This window comes from Ruegeria sp. YKSE079 (assembly GCF_059612845.1).
On the sequence record NZ_JBXWRJ010000005.1, the window covers coordinates 23,564 to 36,404 of the forward strand.

General features: G+C 54.7%; 8 protein-coding genes. 5 read left to right on the forward strand and 3 right to left on the reverse strand.

Annotated elements, in window-relative coordinates:
• Window positions 1–38 precede the first annotated feature (38 nt).
• The 3 genes from AC2FMY_RS05980 to AC2FMY_RS05990 are packed head-to-tail and all read left to right on the forward strand — an operon-like array spanning window position 39 to window position 4,124.
• Complete coding sequence (locus tag AC2FMY_RS05980) at window positions 39–686, forward strand: ABC transporter ATP-binding protein (RefSeq protein WP_480751342.1); 648 nt, start codon at window positions 39–41, stop codon at window positions 684–686.
• Window positions 683–3,097 (forward strand): FtsX-like permease family protein, encoded by a 2,415-nt coding sequence (locus tag AC2FMY_RS05985; protein ID WP_496807132.1) that lies wholly within the window; start codon window positions 683–685, stop codon window positions 3,095–3,097. Before AC2FMY_RS05980 ends, AC2FMY_RS05985 begins: the two co-directional genes overlap by 4 nt.
• Window positions 3,087–4,124 carry a lipocalin-like domain-containing protein gene (locus AC2FMY_RS05990; protein WP_496807133.1) on the forward strand — a complete coding sequence of 346 codons (1,038 nt, stop codon included), beginning with the start codon at window positions 3,087–3,089 and terminating at the stop codon, window positions 4,122–4,124. The genes AC2FMY_RS05985 and AC2FMY_RS05990 overlap by 11 nt, the downstream gene beginning before the upstream one ends.
• A 1,384-nt stretch (window positions 4,125–5,508) precedes the next feature.
• On the opposite strand, the gene AC2FMY_RS05995 is transcribed toward AC2FMY_RS05990, so the two are convergent.
• Window positions 5,509–6,507, reverse strand: a complete 999-nt coding sequence (locus AC2FMY_RS05995; RefSeq protein WP_480751337.1) for a LysR family transcriptional regulator — start codon at window positions 6,505–6,507, stop codon at window positions 5,509–5,511.
• A 135-nt stretch (window positions 6,508–6,642) separates the two neighbouring features.
• Complete coding sequence (locus tag AC2FMY_RS06000) at window positions 6,643–9,078, reverse strand: GcvT family protein (RefSeq protein WP_496745123.1); 2,436 nt, start codon at window positions 9,076–9,078, stop codon at window positions 6,643–6,645.
• A 187-nt stretch (window positions 9,079–9,265) separates the two neighbouring features.
• Here AC2FMY_RS06000 and AC2FMY_RS06005 point away from each other — a divergent pair, with 187 nt between their 5' ends.
• Together AC2FMY_RS06005 and speB are read left to right on the forward strand one after the other, a co-directional pair.
• Window positions 9,266–10,786 (forward strand): trimethylamine methyltransferase family protein, encoded by a 1,521-nt coding sequence (locus tag AC2FMY_RS06005; RefSeq protein WP_496745121.1) that lies wholly within the window; start codon window positions 9,266–9,268, stop codon window positions 10,784–10,786.
• A gap of 84 nt (window positions 10,787–10,870) precedes the next feature.
• The gene (gene speB / locus AC2FMY_RS06010) at window positions 10,871–11,851 is read left to right on the forward strand and encodes an agmatinase (RefSeq protein ID WP_480751333.1); all 981 of its coding nucleotides are present in this window, start codon (window positions 10,871–10,873) and stop codon (window positions 11,849–11,851) included.
• On the opposite strand, the gene AC2FMY_RS06015 is transcribed toward speB, so the two are convergent.
• Window positions 11,838–12,818 (reverse strand): arginase family protein, encoded by a 981-nt coding sequence (locus AC2FMY_RS06015; RefSeq protein WP_480751331.1) that lies wholly within the window; start codon window positions 12,816–12,818, stop codon window positions 11,838–11,840. The two genes, speB and AC2FMY_RS06015, sit on opposite strands and share 14 nt — an antisense overlap.
• Window positions 12,819–12,841 lie beyond the last annotated feature (23 nt).

A 12,841-nucleotide genomic window follows, 5' to 3' on the forward strand; every position in this document is an offset into this window, starting at 1 on the left:
AGGAACACATTCTCAACCAACACGAAACCGGAGCGATGATGCTGCTAAATGTAGACAAGGTAAGAAAATCCTACCCCGGCGGGCGCCCTGTTCTGAAAGATGTTTCGTTTCAAATGGATGCAGGTCAGACCCTTGCCTTGACCGGTGAAAGCGGAAGCGGAAAGAGCACTCTACTGAACCTGGTGGCCACGCTGGACAAACTCGATAGTGGCGAAATTACCTTGGCGGGGATCCCCCTTTCGTCGTTGTCAGACCGTGGTCGCGCGCAGATGCGCCGCAATACCGTGGCCTTGGTGTTTCAGCAATTCAACCTCATTCCGTCGCTGACTGTCGAACAGAATTTGTCTTTCCAAGCCCGGCTTTCTGACCGGTTGGACAAAACGTGGCTGGCTGAGCTGACAGAGCGGCTTGGCCTTACCAACCTGCCGCAGCGTTATCCCGAGCAGTTGTCGGGTGGTCAACAGCAGCGGGTGGCGATCGGGCGTGCCCTTGCGGCGCGACCCAAACTACTGCTTGCGGACGAGCCTACGGGAAATCTGGACGAAACCGCCAGCGAGAACGTTCTGGACCTGATGCTGCAACTTGTTCGCGATACGGGTACAGCACTGCTTTTGGCCACCCACTCGCCAAGCATTGCCGGACGACTGGACCGGCGCGCGCATCTCGCCGGTGGCCAACTTCAATGATAAGGGCCACGATCCCGGCGCTTTGGTCGCATTGGCGGCGACACAAGTTGCAATTGCTGACACTTCTATTGGGTGTCGCGCTGGCAACAGCGCTTTGGTCGGCGGTTCAGGCCATCAACGCCGAAGCGCGGGCAAGCTATGCCACGGCGAACCGGCAACTCGCATTGGGTCAATTTGAAGAACTTCGTGCGCCGAACGGCTCTATCCCCCTTTCGCGCTATGTCGAATTACGGCGGGCGGGCTGGCAGCTTGCGGCTGTTCTCGACGGCAATCTGCGTGTCGAAGATCGCTATTTCAGAGTGATGGGCGCCGACCTTGTCTCTTACCCCGCTCTGGCGGCAATTGAAGAGGCGCAACAAAACGCTGCCATTGGAACCCCGGCTGAAGCGCTGACAGAACCTGGCTTGTTGTTCGTGCGCCCTGATATTGTTGAAATGCTTAACCGCCAGCCTCACTTGCCACCGGTATACCCCAGCGAGGCAGTTCCGCCCGACCTAATCCTGACCGATATCGGTGTCGCCGAAAAGATTCTAAACAAGGTGAACGAGATCTCGCGATTGGTCATCCTGCCTGATCAGCCAATGGGATTGCAGCCGTTGAGTGAACTGGCACCTGACCTGGAACGGATCAGCAGCGGCCCAGGTACCGATACCGCGCAACTGACCGAAAGTTTTCACCTGAATCTGACCGCATTTGGTCTTTTATCCTTTGCAGTGGGTTTGTTCATCGTTCACGGCACCATTGGCCTTGCCCTGTCGCAAAGGCGTGGAATGATCCGTACCCTGCGCGCGCTGGGTGTTCCGTTGGAGCTGATCACCGGGCTCGTCGCAACCGAGCTATTATTTCTTTCATTCGCTGGCGGAGGATTGGGCCTGGTCCTTGGATACTGGCTTGCGGGTGCACTTCTGCCGGATGTTGCGGCGACATTGCGTGGACTGTACGACGCGCCGGTTGAAGGGCAGATGTCACTACGTCCCGAATGGGTTGTCTCGGGGATCGGCATGGCTGTTGGTGGGACATTGGTTGCAAGCGCTCAAGGATTATGGAAGTTGGCACGATTGCCGCTACTAAGCGCCCCCGGCGAGCAAGCTTGGCGTGGGGCGGGCAACGCGCAAACGCGAAGCGCTGTTATCGGTGCTGCGTTGGTTGCCGCCGGAGTGGCCCCTGTTGTCTTGTTTGATGGCCTTTGGGCAGGATTCGTGCTGTTGGCTGGTTTGCTGTTGGGCGTTGCGCTGATGCTTCCGTTTGCGTTGTCGCGCGTCCTGATTTTATGCGCGCGCACTGCCAAGACGCCGATCACTCAATGGGTTTGGGCAGATTTGCAGGCGCAACTGCCGGGGTTGGCGCTGGCGCTGATGGCTCTGTTGCTGGCACTGGCTGCCAATATCGGCGTCGGAACGATGGTGTCGAGCTTTCGCTTGACGTTCGACGGCTGGCTGGATCAACGGTTGACCTCAGAATTGTATGTAACTGCTCTGGATGACAACCAAGGCCAGGAACTTGGCGAGTGGCTTGCAACACGGGCCGATGCGGTTCTGCCCATCCGCCGGTTCGAGTTGCGGCACGAGACAGGGCCGCTGTTTCTTTATGGCATCATCGATCACCCGACATACCGGCAGAAATGGCCTCTTATTTCTGCTGATCGCGATGTTTGGGACAAGGTGGCCACAGGAACAGGTGTACTGGTAAACGAACAACTTGCGCGGCGCGGCAACCTTTGGCCCGGAGATACACTGATACTCGCCCCTGACTGGGCTCCAACAGTCGCAGGGGTATATTCGGATTATGGCAACCCGACCGGTCAGGCGATCATCTCTATGGAACGGTTTGAAGAACGCTTTCCCAACGCCCCGAACCGGCGTTTTGGCGTCCGTATCGCTCCTGAACTCGCTACCGAGTTGGCACGGAGTATTCGCACACAGTTCGATCTGCCTGACACTTCGGTTATCCATCAGGCCGCCTTAAAGGAGCAATCCCGCGCAATCTTTGAGAAGACGTTTGTCGTAACGGCTGCACTCAATATCCTTACCCTCGGCGTCGCGGGGTTCGCAATCCTGACAAGCTTGTTGACACTTTGGGGGCAACGCCTGCCGCAAGTTGCGCCAGTTTGGGCATTGGGCCTGTCTCGCCAGAACCTGGCCGGATTGGAACTGATCCGAAGCGTCGTTCTTGCTGCCTTGACGGCCATACTGGCACTTCCTTTGGGTCTGCTTTTGGCATGGATCCTGCTTACAGTGATCAATGTCGAGGCATTTGGTTGGAGATTGCCGATGTATCTTTTTCCCTCAGATTGGCTCTTGCTTTCGATGATGGCCCTGTTGGCCGCTGCATTGGCTGCTGTTATCCCCGCGCTCAGACTTTATCGCCTGCCACCATCCGATCTGTTGAAAGTCTTTGCAAATGAACGTTAAAGTGCTTGTCTTGTGTCTACTCCTACCTTGGCCTGTCTTGGCACAGGGTTTTGCAGGTCTAGGCGCGACCGCAGAAGGTTTTGAGACTCCCCGACGTGGGTATAAGCTTTCGTTTCCCGCCGATCACGGCGCGCATCCTTCGTTTCGCATCGAATGGTGGTACGTCACCGCCACGCTCTCGGGAGAAGACGGGCGCGACTATGGCATTCAGTGGACGCTTTTCCGCACTGCCTTGAAACCACGGGAAGCGGACGGATGGCAAAGCCCCCAACTGTGGTTGGGCCACGCAGCGGTCACCACACCCGATGCCCATATGTTCGCCGAGAGACGTTCGCGTGGCGGCATAGGTCAGGCAGGGGTCACTGCCATTCCCTTTTCAGCGTGGATCGACGACTGGCAAATGGCTGGCCCAAATCTCGACACCCTGTCATTGTTCGCACGTGGCGCCCGATTTGCTTATGATTTGACCCTCGAAGCAAAAGGTCCGCTCATTCTTCACGGTGAGAACGGGGTATCGACAAAGTCGGCATCCGGTCAGGTCAGCTATTACTATTCGCAACCCGCCTACGCTGCGTCCGGCATTCTGAAACTACCAGATGGCGAAATTGCGGTCACGGGACAGGCTTGGCTGGATCGGGAATGGTCTTCACAGCCCCTTGCAGATGACCAATCGGGATGGGACTGGTTCTCATTGAGCTTTGACAGCGGAGACAAGCTCATGGCATTTAGGCTGCGCAGCAAAAATGGCGATTTTACCGCTGCAACCTGGATCTCTCCAAACGGGAGTTCAACATTCTTGCCAGATGGTTCTCTGTCTGCCAGACCACTGCAGAACAGCCAAGTCGCAGGACGGACCATCCCGACCAGCTGGTATTTGCAACTGGAAAAGCAGGGCCTTGACGTTCAGGTTACCGCTCTCAACCCATCATCTTGGATGGGAACGTCTTTCCCCTATTGGGAAGGCCCGGTCTATGTTACCGGCAGCCACACGGGCCGAGGATACCTGGAAATGACGGGTTACAAGTGATGAGAGTGTCAACAAGACAGTCATATCAGGCACGCTGAGTATGGACTATAGGTCGAACTGACTAAAGTCCTTACTCACGAAGGTTCCAATACGGAAACAAATTGTCAACAATGGAGATATAGACATAATTTTGCCGTAATGACAGGATTCCGACGTGGGTGGCGCGTCGATATTTGTTTCAGCGTATTTTTTTAACTCATGGTGAGTTTGACACGCCGCCCCACGATATTTCATCGCGTATTGATGCAATGCGCAACAGTCTGGCATAGTTCGAACCACGATGCCAATGCGGCGCTCAACAGGCGAAATCGGGCCAAAAACCGATTGTCGTCGCGTTCCTTTGAAATCAGAGAATTTGAATTCTTCATGAACCAGACAAACTTTCGCCACGCCTGACTCGTACCCAGACAAGGCGACGCGTCTTGATAGTCTAATTACGATTTCCATGAGGGGGTACGAGTTCGGCGCGTCGCCCAGTCTATTCCCAAGGCAGTAAGAACGTAATCTGTACGCCGGGGGCCCTTACCGACATGCCGGTTCGTTTCCCGATTTCAAGGAATTCGACCGAGTTTTGATTTCTGCCGCGACCAAGGCGCACACAGCTCAATCGACGGATCTCAGACCCACTCAGGCTGACGGAGTACAAAACCTTCATTCCATACTTTGGTCATATGGCTGATTTTCTCTCCATCGAAACCAAAGACGTAGACATAGCCGCTTGCCACGTTTTTTTGACGCGCCGTTTCCGGCATCACCCGTCTGGGTTCCCTTGAAGACTGCCACCGCAGTCACTCTGCCGGTATCGGTATCTTCAGAAAGTGCCTTCAAATCATACTGTGCGTCTGGCATGGGACCTAGCAATCCCTTGGCCCATTCGGAATATGCTTCGAGAGTCGCGACATCCTTGATTGCCTCACCTTGGGTTGAAAAGGTAGCGTTGTCATGACACCACTCACGACAGGCCCCCCAACCCAAGCATGTGTCGCAAGCCTTTACAGATCTGGGGACACCTCACTGCGGTCTGAATATTTGACATGGCACCCCCCATTTTTTTGCGTCTGGTATGCATGTGGCCCCTTGTAGTTTACCACATTCTCGAGTTCCGGTCTGGCATTCTCAGCCGACTTTCATCTCACGCGGCTCGGATGCCGTCAGTGCAATGCGACCCCAACAGGATAACTGACCATTGCCCGCCTTGACACCGCGCCCTTGGCGAAATGAGTGCCGAGACCTGATTTGCGCCCATCTGTGAACGAGATTATCGACAGGTTCCATTGCTGTGGTTCGACACCAAACAGATTATTTCCGGATCGGCGTTGGTTGTCGCAAAGTTTGCGTTTGGTGCATAAAACGAAGAGAAACCGCCCAACTCGCTCAGAAATGATTAATTGGACTGCATGTCCGTCAACACCCGAAAATCACCGTCAAGCCAAGGAATCTTTCTACAAATGGGATCGCAAAAATACTGTTGTATCAAACCACTAAGTACTTTGTGGATCAACAAGGACGTAGATTTGGGATAGACGTCAGTTGTGAACAAGGAGATCGTTCGTGAAAAGTTGCGTCCAGGAAATGGCATGGTCCTGACACTCTCATGAAAGCGCTGTGCGCGTCGAAAGCTGGCAACCGTGGTAATCGCCCAACCGCTACCTTCCGCAACCAGACCGACAATCGATTGATTGCATTCGAGTTCGAACCTGTTTGGCAGGTTGAACTTGCTGCGGTTGAGTTGAACCTCAATCTGCTTGCCAATCGTGTAGTCCCTTGAATACCGCAAAAACGGCAATTCGGCATCCGGAGTGAACACATCCTCCACAGTTCCCACAAAGTTCTTGGGCAGAATTACGATGAACGGATCACGCAACAATGGATACTCCAGCAATCCGTCGGTCTTGCCCACCGGAAGTGTTGCCACTCCGGCGTCCAGTTTGTGCTCCTGCAGTTTGGCGATGATCTCGTGGCTCGGCCGGGTGAAATGTCGAAAGCTGCACCGCGGCAACGCTTGCGCTAAGAATCTGAACAACTCTGGCGCGACTTGGTAGTCGAAATCGTCAATCAACGCGAGCCGCAGCGACGTGGCATTGCGCCAGGTCCCCGAGCGGATTTCCCCTTCCCCTCGCTTCAGTACAGTAAGGCCTTCACGAACATAGCGTGAAAAAACCTCTCCTGCGGGGGTTAAGCTCATTGGCCGACGGCTGTGGTCGACCAATTCGACCCCTAGGGCGCTTTCTAGGCTTCGCAAGTGATTGGATACAGTACTGATGGACAAGTTCGTTTCGGACGCCACTTTTTGAATGGAGCCGGATTTGGCGATCAACTGGAATACTTCCAGCCAGCGGAGACTTAGAGACTTTGGCAAATGCGGTGTTCCTGAAATTTCCACTCTTTCTATAAAATCGAAACAGAGAACCTACGCCGCGGCAATACCAAATATGTATTTCTTCCCATTGGCACTGCGTCATAACTCCAATGCTCGGACACTCAGGGGCTAAATACCGAGCGCGGGAACCACATGAAATCAGCTACGCAGTCTGGTCATTAGAGGATCATAAGGGCTGGGTGCAATCACTGTTGCTTCGGTCCGAACACCGCACATATCAATCTCAAGACTGTTGCCTCGGGCCTGGCAAGCGACATCGACAAATGCATATGCCAAGTTCAATCCGGTTCGATGACCCCAATCCCCGGACGTAACCGTGCCCACGACATCATCACCAATCATCACTGACGCCCCCGGGTGGGCCGGTGCTTGTTCGGCGTGAACTTGCAAGGTCACCAATCGTTTTTGCGGTCCTTGTTGAAGGTTGTTCAGCAGCGCATCCCGACCGACAAAACAGGCTTTGTCCAAATTCACGAAACGCTCCAAACCTGTTTCAAAGGGGTCATATTCAGTGACAAGGTCCGATTTCCAATGAAAGAAGCCTTTCTCAATTCTCATGGATTCGATGGCCCGGGCGCCAAACAGGTGCAGGCCATAAACCTTACCTGCATCTTGGAGTGCAAGAAATGCCGCATGGAGCGAAGCGTTGGGAACGTGGATCTCATATGCCAACTCACCTGAAAAACTGACGCTCATGACAGTAGCGGGTGCGATACCGACGAAACACTCTCGCACGCTGAGCCATGGGAAGGCCCGAGCAGACCAATCGCCGCGCGAACAGGACGACAGAACTTTTCGGGCGTTTGGGCCAGCAAGAACCAGAATGGTTTGGTCGTTTGTAAGGCTTCGAATCTGCACGTCCTCATCAGGTTCCAGATGCTGCTTGAGCCAGTCCATGTCGTGAAATTCGCTTGCTGCCGCCGAGCCGTACCAAACGCGTTCAGGCCCTCGGTCGCTGGCCGGTAGGTTGGCGACAGTCGCTTCGGCCTTGATCCTGCCCTGATGGTTCAACAAGTATCCCAACCCGACCCGACCATCGCGTTTGGCCACGGCACCGCAGAACATCCGGTCCAGAAATGCATGGCGGCCTGATCCGATGATTTCGATGCGGTTGAAACCATTGACCTCGGTCAACCCGACATTTGTCTGAATGTTTTTTACTTCGGATGCGACAACATCAAAAGCTTCGTCAAAATCGAAACTCAGCGTTGGTTTGAATTCGGCATGAGGTTTGATGTAATCGACACGCTCCCATCCGTTCACCACCGTGAATTCGGCACCGGCCGCGGCCAAAACGGGGGTCAATGGCGTGGTTTTGGCCGGGCGGCCCGCTGGCCGGTGTTCATGCGGGAAGTGAAACCTGAATTCGTTTCGGTAATCTTCTACGGCTTTCAACGCGGTAAGTTCCACATTGGCGTGACCTGTGAATCTTCGCGGATCGATGCACCATGTGTCGTAACACGCTTCACCATGCACGATCTGCTGCGCCAACAGCCAACCGTGCCCACCTCCTTCGCCCAGCCCGGCGCGAAGGCCAATGATGCAAAACGCGTTTCGCTTTCCCGGAATGGGTCCCACCATCGGCGCCCCATCAATTGTGTATGTAATCGGGCCATTGACGACAGTGTGTATTCCAACTTCCATCAAGGCTGGCATCCGGGCAAAAGCGCCCTCCAAGACATCTGTCACCCGGTCCAAATCGTCGGGGCACAGGGCGTTGGCAAAGTGCGGATCGATCCCGTCCATCCCCCAGGTCTTGCAGTCCTGTTCATAAAACCCGACCAGCAAACCATTCTTTTCCTGACGGCAATAATAGTCGCTGATCGGGCATCGTAGCAGTGGCATTCTATGACCGGCGTCCCGGATGGCGGGGATTTCTTCGGTCAGGAAGTACTGATGCTCCATCGACGCGACCGGATGGTGAATGCCCATCATCGCACCCACTTCGTTCACACGATAGCCGCAAGCATTGACGACAATGTCACAGTCAATGTTTCCGTGTTCGGTTTGGACGGTCCAAGTCTCGTCGTTGTGCTGAAGCAATCCGACAACGGGAGTATTACGGTAAATCTCGGCGCCCGCTTTTCGTGCCCTCCGCGCCAGCGCCTGACACAATTGCGCGGGGTCGATATCACCATCCAACGGATCCCACAGGCCTCCGATCAGGTTTTCGGTGGAGATCAACGGGTGTCTGCGGGCGCATTCGCTGGCATCGATCACCTCGAAATCGACGCCCATTCCACGGGCCACCGATGTAAAGTGGCGATACCCTTGCATCTGCGCCTCGGTGTTGGCCAAGCGGATACCGCCATCACCGTGATGATAATTGATAGGATAGTCGGCGTCTTCTGCCAGTTCCTTATAGAGGCGGATGGAATGCGACTTCAGTCCTATCATCGTCTGGTTCATACCGAAATTGGTGACTTGAGCGGCCGAATGCCATGTTGTGCCGGATGTCAGTTCATTCCGCTCGACCAGAACCACATCGCTCCACCCTTCCTGGGTCAAGTGATAAAGGGTCGAACATCCGGCAATTCCTCCGCCAATAACCACAACCTTTGTGCGCGATTTCATCCGGTTTGCTCCTCTCTCCGCAACCACATTCATGGAAAGAAAGCCGCCTTGTCAGCAACGAGGCATTTGGCAGTTTCGAAAAATCGAAACTTAGGTTTTAGATTTCACAAGGCTTGGTTGACATTTTGCCGCTCGATACTGGAAGCCTGTAGTGTACAGCCAGCATTGACGCGGGAGCGCAGCGGTTATGTCGTCTGAAGTTAGCAAAAGAATCGGGCGAAGGGCTCGGATGGCGCAACGAGCAGCGAAACCGGTGATCGCCCCTTGCCCTCCCGGTCAGACCGGCGGTTCATTCACCCCTCTCGCAGAAGCCGAAGTGGCGCTGATCTATAACGCCGCACTGCGGTTACTCGAAACCCTCGGCATGGGGGAAGTACCAGAGAGGTTGCGCAACGATCTGACGGCTGCGGGGGCAATAGAAGGCCAGCGAAGAAGATTGCTTTTTCCACGTGCGATGGTTGAACACGCAGTCTCAATTGCGGCCAAGACATTCGTATTGCATGGCCGGGACGAAAGCCGATCAATAGAAGTTGGCGGAAACCGTGTATTTTTTGGCACCGGCGGCGCGGCGGTACAGACGCTTGATCTGGAGACGCGACGATATCGCCCCTCGACGCTGGCTGATTTGCATGACTTTGCCCGTCTGCAGGATACGATGGAAAATGTCAGTTGGTTCACCAGATGTTGCGTAGCAACCGATGTGCCGGACGCGTTCGACCTGGACGTCAACACAGTCTATGCGCTGGTCAAGAATACCACCAAACCAGTCGCTACGTCGTTTACATTGGCAGAACACGTATCACCCATCGTTGACCTTCTGGACATCGTCGCCGGTGGGCCGGGAGAATTTGCCAAACGTCCATTCCTGAAAGCGCACATCAGCCCCGTCATTTCCCCGTTGCGGTATGGCGAGGATGCAGTTGACGTGGTTTACGAATGTATCCAACACAATATTCCCATGTCCTGCATCACCGCTGCGCAGGCCGGGGCCACGGCACCTGCGACATTGGCCGGATTTCTTGCTCAATCCCTCGCCGAAACATTGGCGAGCCTGGTGATGGTGAATGTGATTTCACCCGGTTTCCCGATGGTATTCTCGAACTGGCCATTTATCGTCGATCTACGAACCGGAGCTTTTGCTGGCGGAGGTGGTGAGACCGCGGTTCTGAACGCGGCCTCGGCGCAAATCATCAATTGGCTGGGTTTACTTTCGGGGGTTGCAGCCTCAATGACGGACGCCAAGGCGATTGACGCTCAGTACGGGATGGAAAAGGGCATGACTTCTCTTGCCGCCGCGTTGGCTGGGGGTAACCTGATCTATGAAAGCTCGGGGATGACGGCATCATTGCTGGGGGTCAGTTTCGAAGCATTCGTGTTGGATAACGAGATGCATTCCCACACCTATCGCGCCCTTCGCGGAATAGAGGTGACCGAAGAGAACCTCGGCTTTGAAGCGATTTGCCAATCCGTGCTGAGTGACGGTCATTTTCTGGGAAGTTCGCAAACCTATGACGCAATGGAGAGAGACTATTTTTATCCTTCGCTGGCGGATCGGAATGAACCACGGACATGGGAAATGAACGGTGCAAAGGATGCGTGGACCAAGGCCCGCGAACGGGCAGTCGAGATTCTAAGAGCACATCATCCAGGGTATCTTACACCCGAGCAGGACGCTCAGATCCGGAAATGTTTTCGAATTCTGACCTGAGCCTTTTCCGCATAACAATTGTTTTAGCGAAGATCGATGATACGGACCGGATGAAACGGAAAATCGCGAGGATCAACAGTCAACATGACAGACACATTCTTTCAACCGGTTTCAGCAATGGAGCTAGCGCGTTTTGCGGGTGTTCCGACATTCATGCGTCTGCCAAATCTGGCACCGGATCATGAACGCTTTGAAGAAGTTGAACTGGGCGTCGTCGGCATACCCTGGGACGGAGGAACCACCAATCGCCCCGGCGCCCGCCACGGACCTCGGCAATTGCGCGACTATTCGACCATGATCCGGGCCATGAACCCTGTCACAGGTATCAGCCCGTTTTCCTTGGTGAACTGCGCCGACCTTGGGGACGTTTCCCCAAACCCCGTGGATATCGAAGATACATTGGAGCGCGTTACGTCATTCTATTCCACATTTGTTCGGAATGGCATCGCGCCACTGACGGCAGGTGGAGACCATCTGACAACGCTTCCGGTTTTGCGGGCTTTGGCAAATTCTGGTCCGCTGGGGCTAATCCAATTCGACAGCCACACCGACTTGTTCGACAGCTACTTCGGTGGCCATAAGTTCACGCATGGGACGCCGTTCAGGCGCGCGGTTGAAGAGGGGCTGGTCGATCCAAAGCGCTTTGTTCAGGTTGGCATTCGAGGCACAGCCTATAATACGGAAGATGTCGAATGGGGTGAGGCACAGGGAATTCGCATCATCCGCATCGAAGAGCTATTCGACCGTGGCATTGATGACGTCATGACCGAGGTAAATGGCATCATCGGAACAGAGCCCTGTTATTGCACTTACGATATCGACTTCGTGGATCCGACTTATGCACCTGGCACCGGAACCCCCGAGATCGGCGGGCCTAACAGTTTTCAGGCCCAGCAGGTTATTCGCAAACTGTCAGGGCTGAACATTGTGGGTGCCGATCTGGTTGAAGTCTCGCCACCTTTCGATCCCGAAGGTGGCACTGCGTGGCTTGGTATTTCATTGATGTTCGAATTGCTCTGCGTGATGGCACAGGCGATAGATGCCCGACGCGCTAAGTCGAACTGACATTTTCCGCGATCATGGAAATCATCTCGAACATCACAGCCGCAGCAGTCAGGGCCGTGATGTTGTTTGGGCTGTCCTTGGTTGGCATCATGCACACGACATCACCGCCAATGATGTTCAAACCGCGCGCGGCACGCAGAATTCCTACGGCTTCATCGATGTCAAAGCCTTTTTCTCCGGGCTCCAGATTCGAGACAGCGGGCGCCACCGTCGGGTCGAGGCAATCCAGGTCGAAAGTGATATAGACAGGGCGATCGCCTAAGACTTCTTTGGTTTGCGCCACGACGTCGGTCAGTCCGCGTTGTCGAAACTCTTGCATCGTCACGATGTTGTACCCGTAGTCATATGACGGCTGTAACCAGTCCAGACTTCGTGGGTGGCCCCGCAATCCGATCTGCATAGAACGTTTTGGGTCCACCTGCCCCTGATCGGCCAGATAGGCACCCCAATGCGCGGCAGATTTGTGCGCCCCAAGAAAATGGTCGACCTTTGTGAACACATCTGTATGCGCATCAAGGTGCAGAAAGCTAACAGGCTCGCCCCCGGCCAACTTGCCGCATCCCAACGCCTGAACGATGCCGCCAGTGATCGAATGATCTCCACCAACAGAAACGGGGCGAGCCCCCGCAGCGTCGATATCCTGGTAAAAAGCCGTGATGCGTTCGATGCAGTCTTCATTGTCATTGGCACGGGGAAATGGGACATCGCCCACATCAGCAATTTGGGCACTTGCCCAAGGGTCGATCTGAAAAACCGAATGCACTCTGCGTTGAACTGCTGAAACATGGCGCACTGCCCTTGGGCCCAAATGCTGATCCCGCTCGGTTGTCCCGTTTCCGGTCGAATGTGGAACCCCAACCAGCGCGATATCTTGCCCTTCGGGCTCAGTGTGAGCACACCTGAAAAGCGTTGGCACGCCCCACCAGTAGAGATTGTCCATCATCGATTTCTCATAACGGTCGGTCATCGCAGGCCTCACTGACTGAAAAA

Bases quoted from the DNA above. Each gene is read 5' to 3' on its own strand.
- speB (WP_480751333.1), top strand. From the start codon at position 10,871: ATGACAGACACATTCTTTCAACCGGTTTCAGCAATGGAGCTAGCGCGT.
- AC2FMY_RS06015 (WP_480751331.1), bottom strand. From the start codon at position 12,818: ATGACCGACCGTTATGAGAAATCGATGATGGACAATCTCTACTGGTGG.
- AC2FMY_RS05980 (WP_480751342.1), top strand. From the start codon at position 39: ATGCTGCTAAATGTAGACAAGGTAAGAAAATCCTACCCCGGCGGGCGC.
- AC2FMY_RS05985 (WP_496807132.1), top strand. From the start codon at position 683: ATGATAAGGGCCACGATCCCGGCGCTTTGGTCGCATTGGCGGCGACAC.
- AC2FMY_RS06005 (WP_496745121.1), top strand. From the start codon at position 9,266: ATGTCGTCTGAAGTTAGCAAAAGAATCGGGCGAAGGGCTCGGATGGCG.
- AC2FMY_RS06000 (WP_496745123.1), bottom strand. From the start codon at position 9,078: ATGAAATCGCGCACAAAGGTTGTGGTTATTGGCGGAGGAATTGCCGGA.
- AC2FMY_RS05990 (WP_496807133.1), top strand. From the start codon at position 3,087: ATGAACGTTAAAGTGCTTGTCTTGTGTCTACTCCTACCTTGGCCTGTC.